Source organism: Gracilibacillus salinarum (assembly GCF_022919575.1).
GTDB lineage: Bacteria > Bacillota > Bacilli > Bacillales > Amphibacillaceae > Gracilibacillus > Gracilibacillus salinarum.
In genome coordinates this window covers 1,944,143-1,969,627 of sequence record NZ_CP095071.1, presented here as the reverse complement: position 1 = coordinate 1,969,627, position 25,485 = coordinate 1,944,143, and the positions used below count along the sequence as shown (strand labels likewise).

21 protein-coding genes, 2 pseudogenes and 1 riboswitch are annotated in these 25,485 nt (G+C 37.7%); of the genes and pseudogenes, 18 read left to right on the top strand and 5 right to left on the bottom strand.

The window, feature by feature from the left end; genetic code table 11:
* Nucleotides 1-107 precede the first annotated feature (107 nt).
* From MUN87_RS09205 to MUN87_RS09185, 5 genes are all read left to right on the top strand, one after another.
* The gene (locus MUN87_RS09205; RefSeq protein WP_244747477.1) at nt 108-1,274 is read left to right on the top strand and encodes a nucleotide sugar dehydrogenase; all 1,167 of its coding nucleotides are present in this window, start codon (nt 108-110) and stop codon (nt 1,272-1,274) included.
* 86 nt (nt 1,275-1,360) lie between these two features.
* Nucleotides 1,361-2,428 carry a glycosyltransferase family 4 protein gene (locus tag MUN87_RS09200; protein WP_244747476.1) on the top strand — a complete coding sequence of 356 codons (1,068 nt, stop codon included), beginning with the start codon at nt 1,361-1,363 and terminating at the stop codon, nt 2,426-2,428.
* Nucleotides 2,429-2,526: 98 nt separating this feature from the next.
* On the top strand, nt 2,527-2,748 hold the full coding sequence (locus MUN87_RS09195) for a DUF1659 domain-containing protein (protein ID WP_244747475.1): 222 nt from the start codon (nt 2,527-2,529) through the stop codon (nt 2,746-2,748).
* A gap of 36 nt (nt 2,749-2,784) precedes the next feature.
* The gene (locus tag MUN87_RS09190) at nt 2,785-2,997 is read left to right on the top strand and encodes a DUF2922 domain-containing protein (RefSeq protein ID WP_244747474.1); all 213 of its coding nucleotides are present in this window, start codon (nt 2,785-2,787) and stop codon (nt 2,995-2,997) included.
* 69 nt (nt 2,998-3,066) lie between these two features.
* Entirely contained in the window at nt 3,067-3,204 is a 138-nt protein-coding gene (locus MUN87_RS09185; RefSeq protein ID WP_244747473.1) for a YvrJ family protein, read from the top strand.
* A gap of 69 nt (nt 3,205-3,273) precedes the next feature.
* On the opposite strand, the gene MUN87_RS09180 is transcribed toward MUN87_RS09185, so the two are convergent.
* The 3 genes from MUN87_RS09180 to MUN87_RS09170 form a co-directional block, all read right to left on the bottom strand.
* Entirely contained in the window at nt 3,274-3,429 is a 156-nt protein-coding gene (locus tag MUN87_RS09180; RefSeq protein WP_244747933.1) for a DUF1540 domain-containing protein, read from the bottom strand.
* A gap of 62 nt (nt 3,430-3,491) precedes the next feature.
* Nucleotides 3,492-4,745: a helix-turn-helix domain-containing protein gene (locus MUN87_RS09175; protein ID WP_244747472.1), complete on the bottom strand. Its 1,254-nt coding sequence runs from the start codon at nt 4,743-4,745 to the stop codon at nt 3,492-3,494.
* 88 nt (nt 4,746-4,833) lie between these two features.
* Nucleotides 4,834-4,998: a hypothetical protein gene (locus tag MUN87_RS09170; protein WP_244747471.1), complete on the bottom strand. Its 165-nt coding sequence runs from the start codon at nt 4,996-4,998 to the stop codon at nt 4,834-4,836.
* Between the two features lie 115 nt (nt 4,999-5,113).
* Here MUN87_RS09170 and MUN87_RS09165 point away from each other — a divergent pair, with 115 nt between their 5' ends.
* From MUN87_RS09165 to tnpB, 4 genes and pseudogenes are all read left to right on the top strand, one after another.
* Nucleotides 5,114-5,686, top strand: a complete 573-nt coding sequence (locus MUN87_RS09165; RefSeq protein WP_244747932.1) for a nitroreductase family protein — start codon at nt 5,114-5,116, stop codon at nt 5,684-5,686.
* A 508-nt stretch (nt 5,687-6,194) separates the two neighbouring features.
* Nucleotides 6,195-6,971: pseudogene (locus MUN87_RS22520) on the top strand (transposase); the annotation flags it as partial.
* Nucleotides 6,972-7,480: 509 nt separating this feature from the next.
* The gene (locus tag MUN87_RS09160; protein WP_244747470.1) at nt 7,481-14,221 is read left to right on the top strand and encodes a SpaA isopeptide-forming pilin-related protein; all 6,741 of its coding nucleotides are present in this window, start codon (nt 7,481-7,483) and stop codon (nt 14,219-14,221) included.
* A 197-nt stretch (nt 14,222-14,418) separates the two neighbouring features.
* Nucleotides 14,419-14,619, top strand: a complete 201-nt coding sequence (tnpB, locus tag MUN87_RS09155; protein WP_244747469.1) for an IS66 family insertion sequence element accessory protein TnpB — start codon at nt 14,419-14,421, stop codon at nt 14,617-14,619.
* Between the two features lie 325 nt (nt 14,620-14,944).
* On the opposite strand, the pseudogene MUN87_RS09150 reads toward tnpB, so the two are convergent.
* Nucleotides 14,945-15,303: pseudogene (locus tag MUN87_RS09150) on the bottom strand (IS4 family transposase); the annotation flags it as partial.
* Between MUN87_RS09150 and MUN87_RS22515 the strand changes: the two are divergent.
* On the top strand, nt 15,291-15,584 hold the full coding sequence (locus MUN87_RS22515) for a type 2 periplasmic-binding domain-containing protein (protein ID WP_439649649.1): 294 nt from the start codon (nt 15,291-15,293) through the stop codon (nt 15,582-15,584). The pseudogene MUN87_RS09150 and the gene MUN87_RS22515 sit on opposite strands and share 13 nt — an antisense overlap.
* Before the next feature lie 210 nt (nt 15,585-15,794).
* Here MUN87_RS22515 and MUN87_RS09145 read toward each other — a convergent pair whose 3' ends face one another.
* Complete coding sequence (locus MUN87_RS09145) at nt 15,795-15,932, bottom strand: hypothetical protein (protein ID WP_244747468.1); 138 nt, start codon at nt 15,930-15,932, stop codon at nt 15,795-15,797.
* Nucleotides 15,933-16,276: 344 nt separating this feature from the next.
* Between MUN87_RS09145 and MUN87_RS09140 the strand changes: the two genes are divergently transcribed.
* The 8 genes from MUN87_RS09140 to MUN87_RS09105 all read left to right on the top strand — a co-directional run bounded on the left by MUN87_RS09140 (nt 16,277) and on the right by MUN87_RS09105 (nt 25,484).
* On the top strand, nt 16,277-17,683 hold the full coding sequence (locus MUN87_RS09140) for a catalase (RefSeq protein WP_244747467.1): 1,407 nt from the start codon (nt 16,277-16,279) through the stop codon (nt 17,681-17,683).
* 495 nt (nt 17,684-18,178) lie between these two features.
* Nucleotides 18,179-18,278, top strand: a riboswitch (cyclic di-GMP riboswitch).
* Between the two features lie 116 nt (nt 18,279-18,394).
* Complete coding sequence (locus MUN87_RS09135) at nt 18,395-19,024, top strand: response regulator transcription factor (RefSeq protein WP_244747466.1); 630 nt, start codon at nt 18,395-18,397, stop codon at nt 19,022-19,024.
* 303 nt (nt 19,025-19,327) lie between these two features.
* Complete coding sequence (locus tag MUN87_RS09130; RefSeq protein WP_244747465.1) at nt 19,328-20,092, top strand: YveK family protein; 765 nt, start codon at nt 19,328-19,330, stop codon at nt 20,090-20,092.
* Nucleotides 20,067-20,759: a CpsD/CapB family tyrosine-protein kinase gene (locus MUN87_RS09125; protein ID WP_244747464.1), complete on the top strand. Its 693-nt coding sequence runs from the start codon at nt 20,067-20,069 to the stop codon at nt 20,757-20,759. Before MUN87_RS09130 ends, MUN87_RS09125 begins: the two co-directional genes overlap by 26 nt.
* 208 nt (nt 20,760-20,967) lie before the next feature.
* Nucleotides 20,968-21,729, top strand: a complete 762-nt coding sequence (locus MUN87_RS09120) for a tyrosine-protein phosphatase (protein WP_244747463.1) — start codon at nt 20,968-20,970, stop codon at nt 21,727-21,729.
* A gap of 168 nt (nt 21,730-21,897) precedes the next feature.
* Nucleotides 21,898-22,665, top strand: coding sequence for a tyrosine-protein phosphatase (locus MUN87_RS09115; protein ID WP_244747931.1), 768 nt, complete (start codon nt 21,898-21,900; stop codon nt 22,663-22,665).
* Between the two features lie 83 nt (nt 22,666-22,748).
* Nucleotides 22,749-23,630 carry a UTP--glucose-1-phosphate uridylyltransferase GalU gene (galU, locus tag MUN87_RS09110; RefSeq protein ID WP_244747461.1) on the top strand — a complete coding sequence of 294 codons (882 nt, stop codon included), beginning with the start codon at nt 22,749-22,751 and terminating at the stop codon, nt 23,628-23,630.
* 24 nt (nt 23,631-23,654) lie between these two features.
* Nucleotides 23,655-25,484 (top strand): polysaccharide biosynthesis protein, encoded by a 1,830-nt coding sequence (locus tag MUN87_RS09105; RefSeq protein WP_244747460.1) that lies wholly within the window; start codon nt 23,655-23,657, stop codon nt 25,482-25,484.
* The last annotated feature ends 1 nt before the right edge of the window (nt 25,485 follow it).

The following is a 25,485-nucleotide window of genomic DNA, read 5'->3' as shown; positions in this document are numbered from 1 at the left end:
TAGTTACAATATTTTATCATATTTTACAATAAAGTTGTTTGTGATATGATATAATTTACATGTTAACTTAAATTTAATGCTAATAATTTTAGGAAGGAAGAATATACATGAAAATAGCTGTTGCTGGGACAGGATACGTAGGTCTGTCAAATGCCGTATTATTAGCCCAACACAACCAAGTAATTGCGTTAGACATTGATGAAAATAAAGTTAATTTAATTAATAATAAAAAATCACCTATAATAGATGAAGAAATTCAAGAGTTTTTATTGAATGAAAATTTAAACTTGATAGCATCTACTAACCAGGAAGAAGCATATGATGATGCTAATTTTGTTATTATTTCAACACCAACTAACTATGACCCGGAAAAAAATTATTTTGATACATCCAGTGTAGAACAGGTAATTAAGCAAGTAGTAGCTACTAATCCCAATGCTGTAATTGTTATTAAGTCAACCATTCCTGTTGGTTATACTTTAGAGCTTAGAGAGAAATTTAATACGGAAAATATTATTTTCTCTCCAGAGTTTTTAAGAGAAGGTAACGCATTATACGATAACCTCTATCCTTCCCGCATAATTGTAGGAGAGCAGTCTGATCGTGCGGAACAGTTTGCTTCATTGTTGGCTGAAGGAGCAAAAAAGAAAGACATTGATATATTGTTTACCAATTCAACCGAAGCGGAGGCCATTAAATTATTTGCAAACACTTATTTAGCGATGAGAGTGGCATTCTTTAATGAATTGGATACTTATGCGGAAGTAAGAGGCTTAAATACAAAGCAAATAATAGAAGGTGTTGGTTTAGATCCTAGAATAGGTAATCATTATAATAACCCTTCATTCGGATATGGTGGATATTGCTTACCAAAGGACACCAAGCAGCTATTGGCTAACTATCAGGATGTGCCAAATAACATAATGGCAGCAATAGTGGATGCTAATCGAACAAGAAAAGATTTTATTGCAGAAAGTATCTTAAGTAAAAATCCTAAAGTAGTAGGTATTTATCGATTAACAATGAAAACAGATTCGGATAACTTTAGACAGTCAGCTATTCAAGGTGTAATGAAGCGTTTAAAAGCAAAGGGAATTGAAGTTGTCATTTATGAACCGGTACTTGAAGAAGAAAAGTTCTTTAATTCGAGAGTGATTAAAGACTATAATGAGTTTGTTCAAATGTCAGATGTAATTGTTGCCAATAGACTAACCGATGAATTACAAGCAGTAAAAGAAAAAGTATATACACGAGATTTATTCACACGCGATTAAATTTCTATATTCTGCAGGCAAAAAGGTATAAAAATAGTCGTATTATTTAATTATATAAAAGACAATAATCGTTAGTGGGTGTATAAATGTATAACATTTTAGAGTTAGTTATCGCATTTTTAATCTCATCAATTTCTGCTTTTTCAGTAACACCTTTGATAAAGAAATTTGCGATAAAGATTAATGCTATTGATGTTCCGGACGAAAGAAAGAAACACGAAGGTATAAAAGCACGTCTTGGTGGTATAGCTATAATTATTGGGGTAATGGTTGGATTGTTATATATCCAGCCACAACATCCACACATGCTTACTGTTATTATTGGTGGTATTATTATCATCATTACAGGTATATTAGATGATTTGCTTACTTTAAAGGCATATCAAAAACTGCTAGGTCAACTAATTGCAGCAGGGATCGTTGCATCATCTGGTTTATTAATTGATGCTTTGACTATCCCGTTTATAGGTACCGTTCAATTAGATGGTTTTGCCTTTATTCTAACCATGATATGGATTGTCGGGGTAACAAATGCAATCAACCTTATCGACGGCCTGGATGGTCTCGCTGCAGGGGTTTCAGCAATAGCCTTAACAAGCATACTAATCATTGCGATAATGGATTATCAAATTATTGTGGTATATCTAAGTATTGTTTTGGTTGGGAGCTGTCTAGGGTTCCTATACCATAACTTCTACCCTGCTAAGATTTTTATGGGAGATACTGGAGCACTCTTTTTGGGTTATGCCATTGCAATTATTTCGATGCTTGGTTTGTTCAAGAGTGTAGCATTATTCAGCTTCATTATTCCTATTATAGTTATTGCAGTACCTATATTTGATACATTATTTGCGATATTAAGAAGAGTAATTAATAAACAGAGCATCGGTGCACCAGATAGGAAACATATTCATTATCAGTTAATGGAAATGGGTTTTAGTCATCGTACTTCTGTATTAATTATATATGCCTTTAGCGCCTTCTTTGGAATTATGGCTATTATATTTAGCAGTGTAACAATGCTCACTTCCTTGATAATATTTGCTATCACTTTATTTGGAATACAAATTATTGCAGAATTGACTGGTGTAGTATTAAATGGTCAAAGACCATTACTTAGTGGTATTCGAAAATTAATTGCAAGGAAAAACTAAAAAGTCAGTACAAGTTTAACTTGTACTGACTTTTTTTGTATTTTACGACACCTCCCACCCTTCCCAATTGATTATAGTAGTGAAGGGAGGTGACCGTTATGGCCACAGCAAATCGAATTGATTCCAGATTACAATTAACATTCGAGAACGGAACAGATCCTGTCTCAGGTGATCCGATCTACAAGAAACGTTCCTTCAACAATGTGAAAATCGATGCAACAGCTGATCAGCTGCTAGAGATTACGAAAGCACTTGTCCCATTGCAGCAATTAACGTTGTATTCGGTGAAACGTAATGACACTGAGTTAATCACGGAATAATCTTACGCATCACACGATAGAAAGGAGGAATAAGACATGAAGAAGATCGAACTCAAATTTGAGAACGAGCTAGGCAAAACCGTCACGATCTCACTGGATAATCCAGTCGAGCCAGTTGATCAGGAAGCTGTCAATGCTGCCATGGATGCGGTCATGAGCCAGAATGCGTTCTTTTCATCCGGCGGTGATTTAGTCGCGAAGAAAAGCGCACGCATCGTTGAACGAAATGTAACGGATATTGAATTATAATCTAAGTAAAAAAAGGGGAGCTTCCTTCAAGTGAGGCTCTCCTTTTTTCAGAAAGGAGGAGCAATCATTATGGAAGAAACCTGGACCACATTAATCACCGATCTTGGCTTCCCGGTTGCAGTCACCTTTTACCTGCTGCACCGTATCGAAACGAAGCTCAATACATTAATCGAGTCCATCGTCGCCTTGCCGGATAAAATGCGCTAGCCTTGCATGTGAAAAAGGTTAACCTCAGCTAACACCCATCGTTAGCTGAGGTCATTAAAGGAAGGATGGTTAGACGGACGGCTCGAATGTTTGGCAATCTGTTTCTTCTTCAGTGGCAGCACTGTGTCCTGTATGACTGACTACATAAATGATATCTGCATGACATCGATTCCCTTCAGCCCAGAACTTACAGTTGTTAACCTCACATTTTACATCTTTAGCCATCATGTACACCTCCTACAAGCCTTAGTATCATGCCCTCAGAGTCAAAAGATGTATGGTAATTTTTACTTGACGGGATACTTCTGCAGCAAGTGCGAAATAAATCGGTTGCCAGGAAATACGTAATAATGCTTACAAGCCTGTTTGTAGGATTTCAGCCGGTAATAGACATCCCCAAGAATTGCATGACAGTAGTTAGCTTCGACGACATCGCCATTTGATTGGTAAAAAGGAATAATCTCCTCGCTTACTCGCCTGCGGAATGATTCTGATCCGTACGTACACTGCACGATTTCTTTCAAAATGTAGAAGCGGTACTGGTATTTTTCTGAGGTGGCCATCTTTAGACCGCCATTGATCATCGTAATCGTCATTTCAACATCGCCCATTAATGCGTATATGTAGGCATACAGGTACAGGTATCTTTCTTTAAAAAAAGGATTCGTTTCATGATGGAGTGCTTTGCGAATATACTTCAGTGCCTGTTCATATTCGTCTTGCTGCAGGTAGGCGTAGCTGATTAAGTAGTAGATGTAGAAACGGTGTGTGCTTGGATAGTTTTCAAGGATAGTGTGTAATTGTTCAATGATCGTTGGCGTAGATTCTCTGCGGATTTGGTTCTTGATGACGAGAAAGCGGGAATATAGAATATTAGGCTGGTTCATTTTGTCCTGAAATAACATCATTGCTTTGACAGCGTGCTCGTGCGAATCTGCAAAATTTTCTCGTAAATAATAGGCAAGTGCATAGTATAAGTGGATTTCGCCGTCATGCGTAAATTGTTCCTTGTCCAATTTCTTGGCAACATGCAAATAAGTCCAGGCATCTCCCATTTGGGAACGAAGTAAATAATAACAACCGATCGACTTATAATAAAGGTAACCATAAGGTGTGGGAATAACATCAGCATGTTTCTTGACGTCCTCCAGGAAAGCTTCGGCATAATCAAGGTTGAATTTCATCAATCCGTAACGGAAATGACAAAGGGAATACAAGCCAGTTTCATCGTTCAAAGAGCGGATCGATACGTCTTTGAATTGCTTATAATAGTCATCTGCCTTTTGGTGATTCCCCATGGAGATGCTTTTTTGCCAGGCATTTAATTTGTCAAGCAGCGGATGATAGGCTGGATAGGTAATTTCTTTAATATTAAGGGCCTGCTGGATCTGGGTTATCTTTTCCTCCGTAAGGGTGTATTTGCCAGCTTCAAATCTGCTAATGATCGATGCGCTGGTATTTACATGATTGCCTAATTTGGTTTGCGACCAGCCAAGCATCTTTCGATATTTTCGTACAATTTTACCTCGATCATACCTCACTTTGATCATCTCCTAATTATTTACTTTTATTGCATGGATATATCATACTATAGTATTGGTAAAATGTAACTATAAAAAGTAAAGTTTTTTATTTTTTTTTGATTTGCCACTCGACAAAAAAGCCAATAATCAGCAGTATAAAAACGATGACAAAGGTTTTGATGCCGATCATTGGAATGACGATTAGTAACCAGGGGACGAATACAAGAAAGCCAATTAGCATAACAAAGCAAAAGAATACAAATCCTTTCATCGTCTGCCTTCTCCTTCAACATAGTGATACTATAAAGTATGACAATTGCCCAGAATCGTGATTTTTGAGATTGCAAACGATATAGCATATAATAATTGGCGAAGGGGGAATAATGATGAAGAACATAAATATGCAAGATTACCGCAAGGCCGACTATCCGATCGATGACATGTTTGTAAATCGCTGGTCACCTCGTTCCTTCGCGGAAAAAGAACTAGAAGAAGATACATTAATGACCGTACTCGAAGCAGCTCGCTGGTCACCATCCGGGAGCAACAAACAGCCATGGCGCTTTATCGTTGCCCGTTCAGAAGAGGATCGCAAGCAATTTCATTCCTTTATTATGGATGGGAATTTAGCATGGTGTACCAAAGCACCTGCATATGTGTTAATTATATCGGATACCGAAGCAGGCGCTGCACATGCTTTTGATGCGGGTACAGCTTGGGGATTCCTATCCTTACAAGCGATGAAACAAGGACTGATTACACACGCAATGGGCGGTTTCTATAAAGACCAGGCACGTGAAGCTCTGAACATTCCGGAACGATACCAGCTGCACGCAGTTATCGCCATTGGTTACCAGGATGAGAAAGAAAAGCTGGAAGAAGCATTCCAGGAACGCGAAGTACCATCACCGCGTCGTCCGTTAAGTGAAACGGTAATGGAAGGGAAGTTTAAAGCCTGAATGATTTCAGGCTTTTTCTTATATGTTCAGAATCTTATCGGTTTCTCTCTTGTGATCAAAAGCGGATGGTATTCGACCATAAGAGAGAAGAAAAATCGAGTCGTAGTGAACGAAAGTAAGCATCATGCGAACATAGCGCGACTTATTTCCCGGTTCAATAACCATCACAAATCTTCGATCAACTTCAGCCCTTATCTACCTTACAGACTTTCATGACAAGCCCATTGGACATGGCGAATGCGGGGATCCCACTAGTGTTTTCCCGGTTTAATAAGAAATTGATTATAACAAAAATATACTCAATTTTCGCAGTGAGAAAAATGCGTTTAGGATAACTAGCTGTAATGTGTGTCACTGTTCAAATATGGTCATTGATATTAGAAATAGGTATAAATAAAAACTCAATTTTTGGAATAGTATAATTGTCTAGAAAACACTACCAAATAAATTAAAATCTACATTTGAAGAATTAGCATTGTTTATACATCTTAGAAATGATGGTATTAAAAAGTCTGTCAACTTTACTTGTGCCTATCTTTTTCAAATGTTTTTTTGTGATCTTTGAAAATAAGAACTGGTATCAACTACTTCAAAGTAACAAAGCGAATGATTGTCTAGAAAAAATGCCGTCTATCGCTTTTTAAACAAGTCTACCTTTGCGTGAAGAAGATTTTTTACTATTTCTAAGTGCTCATACCATTGGAAAGGTAACCAACTTTTCGAATCATGATCGCCCAAAAGTTTTGATTATAGATGATTCTTCGTATAATCGTAACCGTATTAAATCAGTTGAATTATTAGCTCGCTGTTTTGACCATGTATCCCAAAAATGCGCTTCTATAAAGGGTTTCGTATGCTTACGCTTGGCTGGATTACGCACCGACTGTACCCTTGAAGATCAGGAAATCTTCGTATTTATGGAATATGCTGGGACTTTGAAGTCTCTTTTAAACCAACATAGTCTCTTTTGAGTTCCGAGGTCGCTCGTATGACAGCTTAATTATCATACCACGATTGTTTTCGCTCGATTTATTGTACTTCTTGGCAAAATAGATGTAGCACCGATGAACGGACTTTAGGTGGTATGTTTTATGAACTATGTGATGAGATACATGATCTTGATTGGGCTGTGGCATTTCAACAGTTGATCGAGCTTATTGAAGATGCTCTGAATAAGAGCAACAAGAAAGTACAAAAATTAATCAAAAGTCAAGTCCAACACTGGATTGCAGGCTTACCCAACTATAACAGTGCTTACCTGCCTATTTCAGTCTGCGAAAATTGAGTAACTAATAAAATTCGAAGTATTGTGTACGAGAATAATAGTAAAAAAAATAGAATCATTTAATCCCAAATTACTAAAGGTAATTCCGTGATATTCTAATAAGGCATCACCATACGATCGTATTAGGTTTTTATTAATGAAAGTTTCGTTGGGTCCCTATAGTCTGTATGTCTTGTCAAATCATACCGTTTTGGGAGCATAAATCAGTCATACAACGTAAAAGCATTTGGCGAAATATACGTTTTTACCATGGTATCTTGTTAAAACTCCTGACGCTACCTATAGTTAGATACGAATAAATGAAAAAAATTATGCTATTTATTCTAATATAGTAAAATAGTCTGGTATCATTCGTTTATTATTTAAAATAATGATACATTTAACCTAAAACTATAATTTCTATTATAAGAAATTTGTCTGTAATCGTAGAAATTTGGTATCATTTCTGCTTATAAGGTGGTAAAATGAAGGTGTTATTTTAGCTATTTATACTAAAGGAGGTAAATTTTATGAAAAAATACTTGTCAATATTGTTGATTGCTTTCATAATGTTCTCTCAATTATCGTACTCTAGTTCGATCATTCTTGCAGAAAGTAACAACAATCACACAGAAGAGTTTACCATCACCCTAGAGAGTGGTGCGTCGTTAAAAGAAAGTATCATAGATATAGGTTCAGAAACTATATATGACAACTTAAAAATCACTTTACCTAATGATGCGGATTGGGATGAAGAAAAAACAAAAGAATTAACAAAAGCAGACTTTTCTTTAACCTATCAACCTGATACTCATACGTTAGTAGTAGATAACGTACCCGATTCACCACCTTTATCTATTAAAATAGTACTGAACAATTTATCAGAACAGAACGAAATAAAAGTTGAAGGATATACAAATAATGAATTAGTAGCTAAAGAAAGCTTAACGTTTTCTCTAGACAAAAACGCTGCTGACGACAAAAACGTTTCTAATGACTCATCTACTATAGAGAGCACAAACAATGATTCCTCGGAAAATATCAACAATAAGTATGATGATACTGTTGCTAACCCCAAAGAAACCACCAAAGAAGAAGCAACCCAAGACGTTCTTTCAAATAATTTTATTACTCCTCTATCGGGTAATTTAAATGTGGATATTGATGTATCGCCATTAAATACTAATATTTATGCTGGAAATGACGCTGCTTATAAATTTGTATTTAAAACGACAGGGTCAATCGCAAAATATACGAATGCTGTGATTCGAGTAGATTTACCAGAACTAGATACAGTATCATTTAATCAGGCTCTTTCTGAATTGAAAATAGCAGGCGTCGAGCCTCATTTTGATGAAGAAATGAATCAGTTGATATATGAGTTTGATAGCATAAGTACTGGACAAACGTATGAAAATATTATCAAAGTGCAGACTGCAAATGGCATAACACCGAATGCAACGAAGTTAAATATGACGGCATCATTTGAAGCAGATCAACAAGCGATAGTGGACGATTCGGCACAAGTAATAGTGGATTCCTCCACAACGATTTCTGTATCAAAAAATTTTACCAAAGCAATAGGAAATGATCGAAATCTACCTATTCCAAATTCGGACACAGTTTGGAAAATTAGTGTTGATATCCCTAAAAAAAGTATTGGGCAAAGCTACATTGAAGAAGGCTCAAAAATTACGGTAGTAGATACTATACCGAATGGGCTAAATTATGATTCGACCTCTAAAGGGCCTGAACCAGATCAGAGTGGAAATCAATTAACGTGGACATTTGACGCTCCAAGTATAGAGGAGCAAGAAAATTCGGAAGATACATTATTCACAAAAGATCTTGAAGTGGTATTAACGGCTGAAGATAATACCGTGGATCAAACGTTAACAAACAATGTTGATGTTACTACTTCTTTTATTGGGGGAAATGAAAATAGTGTTAGTGCAAGTGACAGTGTAACAATCGTGGATTCGGAGAAAGCAACTGGCGACATTGAGGGAAATGTTTATGTGCCGGGGCATCACGGACCTTTAAATGGTAAAGGGGATATTGGTCCATTTGATAATAAAAACCCTAATCCCGTCGTATATGATGACGCTTTACTAGGATTTTCACATGGTATTGCACCATTGCAAGAAAGTAAAGAAGGAGATTTTCGCAAGTATACTACGCGTTATGATATTGATCCTCATTTAATATTTGAAGAAATGAAGACTCCAGGAGGGTTTGTATATAGACCTGGACCTGATTATCCCGGAGGGGTACCTTTAACTAATGATCCTGTCTTCAACATAGAAGCAATAGTCGACGGAAGTAGAGAAGTGTTAGTACAAGAAGCAGATATTGATACAACTTATACCAGATCAGAACTAGGAATAAGCGAGAATGCCAGAGTAAGTGCTATATTCTTAGATTTTACTTACGCACCCAGCGGTATGCTTAATAATGGCAGACCAAATTATTATTTTGGAGTTGAAAAGGGATATACTGGAGATGTTACAAACATATTTAATATTAATGGTATAGGTGGTGAGGGGACAGCCTTCGGAAGTAATACAAATGGGAGGCCATACAATACGGATCCCATTGCAGGCCCTAGATCTGCGCAAATTGTGCCCAAGCCCACGGATCAACCACCAATAGCAACAGTCGATGTATCGCTAACCAATCATCAAGGTTCCTATGTTGACTTTGGAGATAATCGAATGAGTGTTAATTTAACTACATCAAATAGTTCTACCTTAGCTATGAACGAGCCGTTAGAAGCAACAGTATTGTTACCATCAGGGGTTGTAATCTCAGATAATCCAGATTCGTTATTTTATGGTTCAGACGGAAGAGAATCAAATGGTGAGTATGAAATAGTTAGTGATAATTTTAATGATACAGGGCGGCAATTGATAACCTTTCATTGGGAAGATAGACTCTTACGTCCGGGGAAGAATATAAACACAGAAATCAATGTGGACATTAGTGAAGGGGCTCCGAATATTTTAAAATTTGATGTATATGGCTTTTCCGGAGATGAGGAACTAACAGTTCCCACTGTAGATAATCCAGGGTTAACAGATACCATTCTTCAAACAGACGTAGGGGACCTAAATGGAGACGGAAATGATGACCAACCACGACTGAAATCTGGTAATGAATATTATATGAGTGGTCAATATAATATTCAAACAGAGAAGTTAGTAAGAGGTGCATTAGATGATACATTTACCAAATTCGGGAGTACTGTGCCTGGTGGGGAAATTGATTATCAATTAACGTTAACGAATACAACTGGAGATGATATTTCTAGTATGACTTTAATGGATGTCTTACCATCTGTTGGAGATTTAGGTATCACTGATAATATTGATCGAGGAAGTCAGTTTACCCCTTCGTTGGTAAAGACAATTCAAATACCTACATCTTGGGAGGATAGAGTAGATATATACTACAGCTCCGTTGCTACACCTGAACGTGATGATTTAACGAGGAATACAAATTATCCAGAAACGACAGAGAAACTTTCTAATCCTGATAGCGCGGAAGCACCAGATTGGACATTAGCTAGTGAAATTGAAGATTGGTCTTCTATCCATGCCTTTAAAATTGAATTAAAAGATGGTGTTGAATGGATAGAAGGCGAAGACATAACAATTTCTTTCTCCATGGTAGCTCCGGCTGCTTCTGATGTAGATCCTAAGGTGTTAGATAAAAATATTAATCCAAGTGAAAGAGCAGCATGGAATTCGTTTGCGATTGCGACTGATCAAGGACAACCTGTGGAACCGACTAGAGTCGGTGTTTATATGAATTTAGATAATTCTGTACAATTATTAAAGAAAGGCGAAGATGATGAGGTTCTTCAAGGTGCGATATTCTCTCTTTATAATGAAGATAATCAAGAGATAGATTCTGGACTAACCACTAATGAACAAGGAATAATAGTTGTAGAAGACTTATTGCCGGGAAGTTATGAATTTGTAGAAACAAGCGCACCGGAAGGATATCAATTAGATGATACGCCAATACCCTTTGACATTGAGTTTGCTCAACAAGAGCCAGTTGAGATTAGTAAAGTTAACGAACTAGCCACAGGCTCTGTGGAGCTGAAAAAAGTGGGGGAAGACGGACTATTACTGGTAGGTGTAGAGTTTGAACTTCAGGATGCTGAGGGGAAAATGCTTCAGGATGGATTATTTACAGATGAAAACGGAGTTATAAAAGTAAATGGTTTAAAGCCAGGTAGTTATCAATTTGTGGAAAAGGCTACACTTGATGGATATAAGCTAGACACAAATCCTATTTCATTTGAAATTGGATTTGCGCAAAACACTCCGGTTGAATTAGAGGTAGAGAATTTATTAAGTACAGGTTCTGTAGAATTATTTAAAATAGGAGAAGAAGGAGAGGGGTTAGAAGGCGCTGAATTTACGTTACGCAATGAGGCAGGGGACGAGCTTCAAACAGGTTTAACAACGGATGAGATTGGTCAACTGCTCATTGAAGATTTGAAACCCGGTCATTACGAACTGGTAGAGACGAAGGCACCATTTGGTCATGAATTAGATGAAACACCTATACCTTTTGAAATCGTGTTTGATCAACAGGAAACGTTACAACTAACGATGGAAAACGAACAATCAACCGGAGCTGTGGAATTAACGAAGACCGGGGAAGACGGGAACATTTTAGAAGGCGTAGAATTTGAGCTGCAAGATGCGGAAGGGAATACCCTTCAAGAGAATTTGACCACAGATGCAGATGGCAAGTTACTCGTGCAAGAGTTGAAACCAGGAAACTATCAATTCGTCGAAACCAGCACGATCCAAGGATACGACATTGATAACACGCCTATCTCCTTTGACATTGTACTGGGGCAAACAGAACCAACCGAAGTTTCCTTTGAAAATCCATTAACACCGGGAGCTGTTACCTTAACGAAGGTAGGAGAAGAAGGAGAGGGGTTAGAAGGCGCTGAATTTACGTTACGCAATGAGGCAGGGGACGAGCTTCAAACAGACTTAACAACGGATGAGACTGGTCAACTGCTTATCGAAGACTTGAAACCCGGTCATTACGAACTGGTAGAGACGAAGGCACCCTTCGGCTACCAATTAGATAAAACGCCTATACCTTTTGAAATCGTGTTTGATCAACAGGAAACATTACAATTGACGATGGAAAACAGCTATATTCCAAGTACCTTCGAGTTAACCAAACAAGGGGAAGATGGACGCTTATTAGAAGGTGTCGTCTTCGAATTGCAGGATAGCGACGGCGAAACGCTAGAAGAAGGTTTTACGACAGATGAGCAAGGAAAGCTAACGATAGCTGATCTTGATCCTGGTAGCTATCAATTAGTCGAAACAGAGACCATTGCAGGCTATGACTTGGATGCGACGCCAATTGAGTTTGATATTGGTTTAGGACAAACGGAACCAACCGAAGTTTCCTTTGAAAATCCATTAACACCGGGAGCTGTTACCTTAACGAAGGTAGGAGAAGAAGGAGAGGGGTTAGAAGGCGCTGAATTTACGTTACGCAATGAGGCAGGGGACGAGCTTCAAACAGGTTTAATAACGAATGAGACTGGTCAACTGCTTATTGAAGATTTGAAACCCGGTCATTACGAACTGGTAGAGACGAAGGCACCATTTGGTCATGAATTAGATGAAACACCTATACCTTTTGAAATCGTGTTTGATCAACAGGAAACGTTACAACTAACGATGGAAAATGAACAATCAACCGGAGCTGTGGAATTAACGAAGACAGGGGAAGACGGGAACGATTTAGAAGGCGTAGAATTTGAGCTGCAAGATGCGGAAGGGAATACCTTGCAAACAGGATTGGAAACTAATGCGGGTGGTAAGTTATTGATTAGTGATTTAAAACCTGGTAGTTATCAATTTGTGGAAACAGAAGGTTTACCTGGGTATGACCTAATTGCGGATCCTATTGAATTTATTATTACACTTGGTCAGACAGAAGTTACAAAAGTTAATGCGGTGAATCCACTATCTACTGGATCAGTTGAACTAACCAAGTTAGGAAAAGCAGATAATGGCTTATCTGGAGCGATATTTGAATTGTTAAATGAGCAAGGGGAAACACTGCAAATGGGTCTTGCTACTGATCAAAATGGAAAGTTAATCATTGAAGATTTGAAACCAGGTTCTTATCAACTAGTAGAAACGGAAGCGCCTTTCGGTTATGAGTTAGATAGCACTCCAATACCATTTGAAATTGATTTTAACCAAGCAGAAACATTGAATCTAGCAATGAAGAACAGTATGACTAGCGGCTCAGTTGAATTAACAAAAGTAGATGAAGAAACTGGTGGAACATTAGCAGGTGCGACCTTTGAACTTCAACAAGAAGGAAAGGTTTTACAAGAGAATTTGAAAACAGATGAAAATGGGAAACTTTTAGTGGAGGACTTAACGCCAGGTACTTATCAATTTGTCGAAACGCGAGCTCCTGATGGCTATCAGCTAGATTCAGCACCTCTCACCTTTACGATTGATTTAGGTCAAAGTGAAACGTTATTAATCTCTACCGATAATACCATTGTAAAAGGTGATTTTGCATTAACCAAGGTAGATTTTGATAATCCATCGTTACCTTTAGCAGGTGTGAAGTTTGAAGTGCAAGATGCAGAAGGAAACATATTAAGAGAGGATCTTGTAACAGGAGAAGATGGCAAGCTTTTAATTGAAGATTTACGTCCTGGAAAATATCTGCTAAAAGAAACGGAGCCGTTAGAAGGTTATCACTCCCATCGACCGATATCCTTCACAATTGATAAAGGACAATTAGCACCTAAAAAAATAGCATTAACTAATAAGCAAATTCGTTCAGGCGTAGAATTAGTAAAGTTAGACAGTAAGAATAAGGAAAAGACCCTACATGGGGCAGAATTCAGTTTAAAAAATAAGGATGGCGAACTTATTGCGCAAGATCTTACCACCGATGAAAATGGTATGATTATTGTTGATTATTTAAAGCCTGGAGAGTATTACTTTACAGAAACAAAAGCTCCTAAAGGTTATACGCTTGATCCATCACCTATTCGATTTACAATAGAATTAGGACAATCTGAACGAACGAAAGTCGAAGTGCTGAATCAATTGGAAGTAAATGGTGAAGAAAAGACTCAATCTAGTCTTCCTACAACAGCAACAAATATTTTTAATTATACGTTATGGGGAGCTCTTTTTGTGATTGGTGGTACCGTTACTTTCATGTTCTATCGTCGTAGAAGACAATAAGTATATAATGTATATAGTATAAACATATAAAAGCATCACTTCTGTTGATTGAAAGACGGAAGTGATGCTTTTTTAATGGAAATTTATAGAATTGAAATAAGCTAGATATAAAGTAAGCGCCCAATAACGAAGTATCTATATGAACCGATCATTCTCCTATCCACTTATCCTAAGACAAAAGCATAGGAGGTTTTGATTTGATTGTAAATGTAGAGGATGCGAAAAGATGTTATATCGTATGTGGTAAAACGGATATGCGCTATGGCATTGATTCATTAGCTTATACCGTCCAACCACAGTTTGACTTAGATCCCATTCCAGGATGCTTTTTTTCTTTTGTGGGAACAAAAAAGACCGCTTTAATGCACTATATTGGAATGGGGGTGGTTACTGTATAAGCGGTTTGAGAGCGACCAATTAAAATGGTCTCGAACCATAAGAGAAGTGAGAACATTAATGGTCCAACAAGTGGATTGACTACTGCGTGGCTTCACTATAGATCCACCGATAAAAGATGCGTATCCCACACATTCGCTAATCTATCTCAAGTCTTGGTTTAGCTCAGTGTTGGGTATTTTCCTATATACTTGAGTATTGGTCGCTTACGATATAAAAAATCTAGAGTTAAGAAGAATTTGTAAATCTAGTCACATTGAAAAAATATATTGTATTCTATGGGTAGAGAATGTCGGTAAGAGAAAATTAGCGCCTATAATAATTGACTCAACTTTCGCAGACTGAAATAGGAAGGTAATCATTGATATAGTTGGATAAGCCTGTAATCCATTGTTGGACTTGACTTTTGATTAATTTTTGTACTTTCTTGTTGCTCTGTTTTTCAAGGCATCTTCAAGAAGCTCGATCAAGTGCTGAAGTGCCACACCCCAATCGAGACCATGAACTTCATCACATAATTCATAAAACATGCGGCCAAGTGTTCTCTCGTCTGTACTACATCGGTTTTCCCACGAGAGAATAATATATCGTGCGAATACGATGGTTGTATGACTAATGAAGCCGTCATACGAACGACTTTGGAACTCGTTTTGGAGTTTCAAAAGAGATTTTGTTGTTTGGAAAAACGAATTTCAAAGCACCAGGTGATTATGAGGGCAAAACAATCTGGCTCTTCAATGTCGGTACTAAAGCAGGCTATAAATTCAATCAGTCTTTCTTAGATGGTGCGATTGGAGCTATTGATGTAGGGGGAATTCGGAATGAAGAAATCGAAATGGTACTTTATATAGGCTGGAATAATGGAAGACTTGATAGATTTACTAATGCGTATCGTAACGACGATGGCAAGGTTGTTATCATTTATTTTATGATGGCACGACAAAAACAGATTATCAGTAATAACTAGAATAAGTAGTTCCGTTTAGTCGGAAATATCATAAAAAACAAACACATATGTTTTTCTTTCAGTATTCAAGTAGCTGCAATTGATGCCCGTTCAACAGAAAGTTAAAAAAATGCAGTAACTATTTCGTGGTGTCGTCAGCGAGTTTTTGTATTATAATGTAAAGCTTCTCCCTGACGATACCACACTACACCATTATACATATGATGCCTTTTACTCCTGATTTTGTTCTTCAGAAGGTTCTTCGGTTGGATCCGGTTCTTGCTCATCATTACCATTCCCGCACCCGACTAATAAGGAAGTGGAAAGAATGGCAGTAAACAGACCATATGCTAATTTCTTATATTTCATGATATTCACCTCATTTCAATCATTTATCTGCTTATTATTTCAGTTTTCTTCTTCATTATTCATCGAATCAATTAAGGTATCGCCCTAATTAATCTGTTCGATTTCAACGTTTCCAGTTCTGTAAAGGCTTCATAACAGCATCCAGTTGCCAAAGCTCTAGTCCTATGTCAATATAGACGATGCCCAATTGATTCCTCTGTCTATAAGATATTGGGAAAATTAATAGTCCTTGGATTAACGCTTTCAAATTCCTTCTATCATGCTTCATAATGAACTCTTTATGTTATATGCACCAACTTCTTATCATACACTCTATAGACTATAAAAAGATTGGTGGAGAATTTATGAATAAGAAGAATACAAATTCCCAACATAACCATACGTCAGAGAATCATTCCCCTTCATTCGCAAGGCCCTATAAATGGAATATAGACTTGCCAGCTAAACTTCACTCTCAAACAGTAGGAAAACGAGGGCCCATTTTAAAACAAGATAGCGTTGAACATGAAACACTACAGACATTTATCCATGAAAAGATTACAGAACGGCCTGTGCATGTGAAGGGATGGGGCGCTTTCGGCTACTTTGAAACCATTTATTCGATGTCCGATTACACGTCGCTTTCTTTTCTGCAAGAGCCAGGAACACAGGTGCCGGTATTTGTGCGATTCTCATTAGCGGTTAGTACAAAAGGAACACCAGATACATCCAGAAATGTGCGGGGTTTTTCCACTAAATTTTATACGGAAGAAGGTATTTTTGATCTTGTGTTTAATCATATTCCAGTCTTTTCAGTGCGGGACACGATTCGTTTCCCTGAAGCGATTAAGGCATTTCTTCCATCATCGAAAAACAACTTAATCGATCCGACCCGTTACTGGAACTTCGTCGCAAGAGCACCGGAGTCATTGCTATTCACATTACTTGTGTACTCCAATCTAGGCACAGTAAAAAGTCTGCGTCATATACCAGGCTATAGTGTTAATACATATGTCTGGAAAAACACAGAAGGTAAGCGATACTATGTGAAATATGTTTGGTCACCAATGGCAGGTCAACAGTATATCCGTAATGAGGAAGCTGTGAGATTAGCGGGCGAAAACCCGGATATTGCGGGGCAGGATTTATATGACTCGATTGAAAAAGGTGAACCAGTCGAATATGGATTGTATGTTCAGGTGATGGACCCTGAACAGTCATTGAACTTACCCTATGATCCATTAGATGATACGAAAATTTGGGATCAGCAACAGTTTCCATTCCTTCCTGTCGGTCGTATGGTGTTAAACAAAAATCCAGATAACTACATGGAGCAAGTAGAAAAGGCGGCCTTCTCCCCAACGAATTTATTGGATGGTGCAGAACTATCCGATGATAAGATGCTGCAAGGTCGAGCAAATATATATTGGGATTCTCAACGTTACCGTATAGGACCGGATTTCCGTAATGTTCCTGTGAACAAGGAGGCAAATTGGTGGCCGGGTGATTTAGTTACTAGCGGTAATGGGCGATTGGTGGAAGGAACATTGCAACGATCTGACATTGAAAAACACGATGATTTTACACAAGCAGGACTCTTTTATGAATCATTGTCCGAGCAAGACCAAGCAGATTTAATTGATAATATGGCAGCGGGATTGTCTGCTGTTTCGTCAGATGTATTCGATGTGGTGAATCAATATATGGAGCAAGCATCTGATGATTTAGCGAGAAAACTGAACCAAGCGGTCACAGAGAAAAAAGAGCAATAGACCATAGCCATTTTTTCTCGATTTGAGCACGAAAATGTAAGGCTACCATGGATCGCCACGGTCCATGTGTAGCCAGCTGAATAATTTTATCCAATTCGCCAAAATATAACAATAATACAGGGGTTTCGCTATTGAAATGTCACTATATCATTCGATATAATAAAATACATTGAATTCAAGATAAATAATCTAACAAAAAGGGTGATCGAGCATGGTGTTACAATCGCTTCTAATTATATTTTTATTATCTGCCTCCTTCTATCTTTCCTATATAACCTGCCGAAAAAAGTAAACATCTCAAGCTCTCTTATTCTATCAATGTCAAAATTCCGCTATTTTCGACAGATTTAAACAGAAAATGTTAGGTATTAAAACTCATAAAAATGGTTTTTTTCTTCAATTATTTAAGTCTTTTGATTTATCTTTGCTATAATACCTTGATGGTTATTGCAATTAATATAGGAAAACGGTATGATAGACATAGATAATTGAAGTATTTGATAAAGGCAAACTATTTGAAAGAGTAGGACGCAAAGCCTAGGGTCTAAGGGTATTTATCTTCATATCTTATACCTATGATCGCCTGGTTACCTAAATAACACTAATCGGATACGTGTGTGTATGACAAAGTTTCTTTTGTCATTTTAGGCTATTTCTGTTCTTTTCAGGAATAGCCATTTTTTTTGGGAATAAAAATGAGGAGGTAAAAACATGCGAATTGCAATTGTGAAAGAAGCTTCTATTTATCGCGAGGGTTTGGTAGGGGTGCTTTCTACGGAATTCAAGGATTATGATGTAATCGCAGTGGAACCGAAACAACAAGAGAAATTACGAGACTATATCATTGATTTGTTAATCATTGATATTGATACTAAGACTGACACCATGTCGCTTGTAGAGAAATATATGGAGAACAACAAGAAAATTATTATCTGGACGGAGAATCAACACCATGAGAATCTAACCGAACTGTTCAAAATGAACTTACACGGTTACTTCTTTAACGGAATGGAAAAGGAAGAATTAATTGGAGCCATTGAAAAAATCGTTGCGGGTAACCATTATATCCACCAGGATCTTGCACCAGTTCTGCTAGGCGATTACCGCCAGATTTATAATCGTAAAGAGTCAAGACCCGTTGGTGTGTTTACCAACCGCGAGTGGGAAGTGATGGAGCTCTTGACAAAAGGTTATAGTAATCAACGTATTAGTCAAAAGCTTTATATCACAGACAAAACGGTAAAGAATCATATTAGCTCCATCTTGCGTAAATTAGAAGTACCAGACCGGACGAATGCAGTCATTACAGCCTTTCGGAATGAATGGTTTTACGTTTCTTAAAAAAAGAAAGCCTGTGTCAGGAGGGACACAGGCTTTCTTTTTTTGCAAGGCAGGATGATATAACCTCTTAGTTATGAGTAAGCTCGTTGTAGTGAAAAGTTAGAATAAAAGAAACTACAGTACACGCTGAAAGACGAGCTGAATGTCGAATTTTTTAAGATATTCAAGAATAATTGTATGAATTTTACATAATAAAAGGTATATTGCTATGTCATATCAAAATGTATTGTGTTATAATTTCGAATATAATGTGCTAAGTATGCTATTTGACAGAAATACATTTCATTCGGAGGTTACTAAACTATGGAGGAAACGATATCACTGAAAGAGATTTTTGAAGTATTGAAGAAACGCCTTTTGCTGATTCTATTGTTAATGATTGGAGCGGCAGGTGCAGCAGCAATTATTAGTTATTTTGTCTTAACGCCAACCTATCAATCTAGTACGCAATTTATTGTTAACCAGGATACAAGTGAAGCACAAAGTGTCGATATAAATCAAATTAGATCTAACTTGGAAATAATTAATACATATAATGATATCATCACGAGTAATCGAATTTTGGATCAAGTTATAGAAGAATTGAATTTGGCGATTTCACCTGGCGCATTAAGTGAGAAAATATCGGTAGCGAATTCGGAGAGTTCTCAGGTAGTGAAGCTATCCGCAACCGATTCCGATCCTGAACTGGCAGCAGAGATTGCCAATACTACTGTCGCGATCTTTCAGGAAGACTTACCTGAATTAATGAATGTCAACAATGTGAGTGTCTTATCAGAAGCGGTTGTCCCAGCCAATCCAACGCCTGTTAATCCGAAGCCAATGCTGAATACAGCTATCGCACTTGTTATCGGTGCTATGATCGGGGTAGGCTTAGCGTTCTTATTTGAATACCTCGATAATACGGTGAAAACAGAGCAAGATGTGGAAAAAACTTTGGAATTACCTGTACTTGGTGTCATTTCTCATATTGACGAGAAAGATATGATGACGATGGGGAAGTCCGTATCCATCAGTCAGAAGCGTGAGAGGGGGAACTTCAATGGCCAGAAGAAAAAAACAGTCTAAAGTATCGAACATTCGTCACTTAATTACGAAAATGAACCCACGCTCTCCGATATCTGAGCAATACAAAACGATTCGGACTAATTTACAGTTCTCTTCCGTTGACGGTGATCTACAAACAATGCTGGTTACTTCATCAGGACCATCGGAAGGTAAGTCATCTACCACAGCGAATTTAGCGATTGTGTTTGCTCAGCAAGGAAAGAAAGTGCTTCTAATTGATGCGGATATGCGGAAGCCAACCTTGCATTACACGTTTAGAATGGATAACAGAAGAGGATTGAGCAGTGTATTGGTGGGAGAGTCAACCTTATTAGAATCGATTTCTAATTGTGATGTCGCCGGACTGGATCTATTGAGCTGTGGCCCGATTCCGCCTAACCCATCAGAATTACTAGGTTCGAAAGCAATGGAGAAGATGATCGTGGCTGCTAAAGAAGAATATGATGTGATTTTATTTGATACCCCGCCTGTTCTTGCCGTTACAGATGCCCAAATTCTTGCCAACATATGTGATGGTGCGGTGATGGTCGTACGGAGTAACCAGACGGAGAATGATGCAGCAATTAAGGCAAAAGAGTTGCTGGAAGTCGGTAATGCGAAATTGTTAGGAGTGGTCCTCAACGACCGTGAACAGAAAAAAGGTCATTATTATTATTACGGAAATTAATAGCAGAATGAAAGCCATTTGACTAGTCATCCTAGAGTTAAATGGCTTTTTTTAGTATTCAAAATCACCTTTATGAATGAACGAATTGTAAAAAAATATACATATCTCGAAATTCATCTTTTCAATTTATAACGAATATGATATTCTTTATATAGAACAGGACGAAAGTCTCATATAATATAAGGGGTAATGAGAAAGGATGGTATTAATGTTGGATATTAATCCGTATATTCTTCCAATCAATCAAGATAGCGTAAAGGATAAGCTGTCTGCTCTTCAAATGGCAAAGGAAGCAGAGAAGGCTGGCGTGAAATATATTATTGCTGCACCGAGATATATACAAGGAAAACAGGAAATTAATAAAGAATCCATCATAAGCTACATCAATACGTTAAATCAACAACTAAGTCAGGAACGAATAAACGTAGAGATTCTCCCTGGCCAAACCATTCGCATTTACGGTAATCTGGAAGAAGATTTAGAGAAAGGCAAACTGATCACCTATGGGAATGATCCAGCATATATTTTCATAGAGTTCATGTTTGATCATATACCACAATATACGAAACAGCTCTGTTATGAACTTCAATTAAAAGGGTATAAACCAGTGCTTGTCCACCCTGAGAAAAATCTGGACATTCAAGAGGATATTAATATGCTGTACAGCCTGGTGAAGAATGGTGCGCTGGTTCAAGTGAGCGCCAGAAGTATTGTCGGTAAGAAAGGCAAAAAAATACAAAAAACAGCGCAACAATTAGTAAAACATAATCTTGCTCATTTTATCAGCTCGGATACCGCAGATCCGAAACAATTCTATTTACAATCTGCCTGGAATACATTAAAGAAGACGGTATCGTTAGAACAGCTTTACCTGCTTCAAGAGAATATGACTCTATTAATGGAAGGTAAAATAGTACAAGGTGAGGAGCCTGTACGCATTAAGAAAAAGAAAATTTTTGGCATTATTTAGCATAAAAATGGAGGAATTAGCAAACATTTTACATAAATTAATGATGTTCGACAAAACTCGTCTAATTTCTCCTATTTTAATTTCTTTCCAATACTGCTATACTTATCCTAATATGACAGTGTGGCATAAGAAATATGAATTTAGATAAGGAAGGATGCGATGAATCGAATGATCGACATTCATTGTCATATCTTGCCTGGAATTGATGATGGTGCGAAACATACCGAAGAAAGTGTGCAAATGGCGAAAAGTGCCGTATCGCAAGGAATTACCACGATAATTGCGACGCCTCATCACTTAAATGGCAGCTATGATAACTACAAAGATGATATTATTACAGCAGTAGATCAATTGAACAATAGATTACAAGACGAAGCAGTACCTCTAACAATTCTACCCGGCCAGGAAACACGGATAAATGGAGAAATGTTAACCGATTTAGAAGCAGGACATCTGTTACCACTTAATGAATCAAGTGGCTATTTATTCGTGGAACTACCATCCAACCATGTTCCGCGTTATACAACGCAATTGATGTTTGATCTGCAACTGCAAGGAATCAAGCCAATCATTGTCCATCCCGAACGCAATAAAGAAATAATGGAAAACCCTAATATTTTATACGATTTAGTGAGTAATGGCACGTTAACGCAGCTTACCGCTGCAAGCATCGCTGGAAAATTCGGTAAGAAAATTAAGAAATTAAGCCTGCAATTAGTCGAGGCAAATCTCACACATTTCATCGCAACAGATGCTCATAATGTCACAACCAGAGGATTTGTGATGCAGGAAGCGCATAGTGTGATTAAGGATGAATTCGGTACAGAGACGCTTTTTTGGCTAATGGAAAATTCGCAATATTTAGTCAATGGAGAAAACGTTATTGGTGATGTTCCCGAAAGAATTAAAAAAAGAAAAATTTTAGGAATTTTCTAGTTGTTAAGTCCTAACCTTTTCGATATAATGTTTATCGTGTATTTCAAATATATGTTTGAAAAGACAATGGAGGATGATGATCCGTGGAAAAAGTAAGAAAAGCAATTATTCCTGCAGCGGGATTAGGAACAAGATTCTTACCGGCAACGAAGGCAATGCCAAAGGAAATGTTGCCAATCGTAGATAAACCAACGATCCAATACATAATTGAAGAAGCGATTGCATCAGGAATAGAAGATATTATTATCGTGACGGGAAAAGGAAAACGGGCCATTGAGGATCATTTTGATAATAACTTTGAATTAGAAGATAACTTATTGAAAAAAGGTAAGTTAGAACTGCTGGAAAAAGCAAAACAACCTGCCAGTGTGGATATTCACTATATTCGACAAAAAGAACCGCTGGGACTTGGACATGCCGTATGGTGTGCACGCAAATTTATTGGAAATGAGCCATTTGCGGTATTACTTGGTGACGATATTGTCCAATCAGATAAACCTTGCCTGGAACAATTGATCGATGAATATGAACGCACGGGCGGTTCGATTATTGGGGTCCAGCAAGTACCCGAGAACGAGACACACAGATATGGCATAGTAGATCCTGATCAACAGGATGGTAACAGCTATTCGGTAAGACAATTTGTTGAAAAGCCAGATAAAGGAACGGCACCATCGAACCTAGCAATTATGGGACGATATGTACTTTCACCAAAAATCTTTAACTATTTAGAGCAAAAAGAGATCGGTGCTGGCGGTGAAATACAATTAACCGATGCGATTCAGCAGTTAAATCAGACTCAAAGTGTATTTGCTTATGATTTTGAAGGAAAACGCTTTGATGTTGGTGAAAAGCTAGGTTTTATCAAAACGACGATTGAATTTGCCATTCAGAATGAGGAAATCGGTCCTGATGTACGGAAGTTTGTTGATCAGCTGGCAAGTGAATTCGAAGTAAGACAATAATAATGAGATGGAAGGGATCTACTGATGGGTTATAAGCAACGGATATTATTATTAGTTTTATTAGATTCAATCATCGTAAGTACTGCCATTTTTATCGCTTCCTGGGTTGTTTATCCGAATTATTCCTTGCAGAAGGCAGAAGTAGTGGCAGTATCATCAATCGCGCTGCTTCTCTTCCATCACTTGTTCGCCTTTATCTACAAGCTGTATCACAAGGTATGGGCATATGCGAGTGTGGGAGAATTAATTGCTATTGTAAAAGCGATCACATTTACGATTGTAGCAACAGGAATTGTTCAGTTCTTATTTAATGATTTTACGATTTATAAACGAGCACTTATTGTCACATGGTTATTACATATAATGCTTATCGGCGGCTCGCGGTTTGTCTGGAGAGTCTACCGGGACCGTTTCATGCATGATAAGAAGAATAAACAACGAACATTAATTGTCGGTGCAGGGTCAGCAGGTGCGATGATTGCAAGGCAATTAAAGAATGAACAGCATCATAACGATCTATTACCAGTAGCCTTTGTCGACGACGATATGGCCAAGCATAAAATGCAATTATACGATATTCCGGTTGCAGGACACACGAAAGAAATTCCTGATATCGTAAGTGAACTAGAAATTGATCACATTGTCATCGCGATTCCGTCATTAACGAATGGTGCTTTATCTGAACTGGTTACTATTTGTAACAGTACGAATAAACGAGTACAAATGGTACCGAAGATAGAGGATATTGTCTCCGGCAAAATTTCAGTTAGTTCTTTGAAGAATGTTGATGTGGAAGATGTGCTTGGTAGAGAGCCTGTCGAATTAGATATCAATTCGATTTCAGAATATGTCACTGATAATACCGTGATGGTAACAGGGGCCGGAGGTTCAATCGGCTCTGAAATTTGCAGGCAGTTAATGCGATTTACTCCGAGAAAAATTCTATTAGTCGGACACGGTGAGTTTAGTATTTATTCGATTGACATGGAACTGCGAAATAAATACAAAGATACAGCTATTGAAATTATACCTATTATTGCAGATGTACAAGACCGTGAACGAATATTCGAAATTGTCCAGGAGCATAATCCGAGAATTATCTATCATGCAGCAGCACACAAACATGTTCCGTTAATGGAATACAACCCACACGAAGCAGTCAAGAACAATATCATTGGTACGAAGAACGTAGCGGATGCGGCAGATGCTTTCGGCATTCATACTTTTGTTTTAGTTTCTACAGATAAATCTGTTAATCCGACCAATGTGATGGGCGCAACGAAGCGTGTGGCAGAGATGATCGTACAAACTCTTGCTAAGACAAGTAAAACGAAATTTGTTGCTGTACGATTCGGTAATGTGCTTGGAAGTCGTGGCAGTGTTATTCCCTTGTTTAAGAAACAGATTGAACAGGGTGGGCCGGTTACAGTGACCCATCCTGAGATGACTAGGTATTTTATGACGATACCGGAAGCTTCTAGGCTTGTGATTCAGGCGGGGACTTTAGCTCATGGTGGAGAGATTTTTGTGCTGGACATGGGTGAGCCTGTTAAGATTGTTGATTTGGCTAAGAATTTGATTAAGCTTTCAGGTTATACAGAAAACGAAATTATAATAAGCTATTCCGGAATCCGACCAGGCGAGAAAATGTATGAAGAATTACTTGGAGAAAATGAAGTTCATCCGGAAGCGATATATGAAAAAATTTATGTTGGCAAAACAGTCAATGTTGAAGAAAATCAATTGTGGGATTTAATTAGTCATTTTACAGAACACGATAAAGAGCAATTGAAGGATCATTTAATGAGGATCGTATATGCGGAGCGAATCAAGAGGGTAGGAGTAGCGAAATAAA

Coding starts and splice junctions, on each gene's coding strand:
- MUN87_RS09205 (WP_244747477.1), top strand. CDS start 108: ATGAAAATAGCTGTTGCTGGGACAGGATACGTAGGTCTGTCAAATGCC.
- MUN87_RS09200 (WP_244747476.1), top strand. CDS start 1,361: ATGTATAACATTTTAGAGTTAGTTATCGCATTTTTAATCTCATCAATT.
- MUN87_RS09195 (WP_244747475.1), top strand. CDS start 2,527: ATGGCCACAGCAAATCGAATTGATTCCAGATTACAATTAACATTCGAG.
- MUN87_RS09190 (WP_244747474.1), top strand. CDS start 2,785: ATGAAGAAGATCGAACTCAAATTTGAGAACGAGCTAGGCAAAACCGTC.
- MUN87_RS09185 (WP_244747473.1), top strand. CDS start 3,067: ATGGAAGAAACCTGGACCACATTAATCACCGATCTTGGCTTCCCGGTT.
- MUN87_RS09180 (WP_244747933.1), bottom strand. CDS start 3,429: ATGGCTAAAGATGTAAAATGTGAGGTTAACAACTGTAAGTTCTGGGCT.
- MUN87_RS09170 (WP_244747471.1), bottom strand. CDS start 4,998: ATGAAAGGATTTGTATTCTTTTGCTTTGTTATGCTAATTGGCTTTCTT.
- MUN87_RS09165 (WP_244747932.1), top strand. CDS start 5,114: ATGAAGAACATAAATATGCAAGATTACCGCAAGGCCGACTATCCGATC.
- MUN87_RS09160 (WP_244747470.1), top strand. CDS start 7,481: ATGAAAAAATACTTGTCAATATTGTTGATTGCTTTCATAATGTTCTCT.
- MUN87_RS09145 (WP_244747468.1), bottom strand. CDS start 15,932: ATGAAATATAAGAAATTAGCATATGGTCTGTTTACTGCCATTCTTTCC.
- MUN87_RS09140 (WP_244747467.1), top strand. CDS start 16,277: ATGAATAAGAAGAATACAAATTCCCAACATAACCATACGTCAGAGAAT.
- MUN87_RS09135 (WP_244747466.1), top strand. CDS start 18,395: ATGCGAATTGCAATTGTGAAAGAAGCTTCTATTTATCGCGAGGGTTTG.
- MUN87_RS09130 (WP_244747465.1), top strand. CDS start 19,328: ATGGAGGAAACGATATCACTGAAAGAGATTTTTGAAGTATTGAAGAAA.
- MUN87_RS09125 (WP_244747464.1), top strand. CDS start 20,067: ATGGCCAGAAGAAAAAAACAGTCTAAAGTATCGAACATTCGTCACTTA.
- MUN87_RS09120 (WP_244747463.1), top strand. CDS start 20,968: ATGTTGGATATTAATCCGTATATTCTTCCAATCAATCAAGATAGCGTA.
- MUN87_RS09115 (WP_244747931.1), top strand. CDS start 21,898: ATGATCGACATTCATTGTCATATCTTGCCTGGAATTGATGATGGTGCG.
- MUN87_RS09105 (WP_244747460.1), top strand. CDS start 23,655: ATGGGTTATAAGCAACGGATATTATTATTAGTTTTATTAGATTCAATC.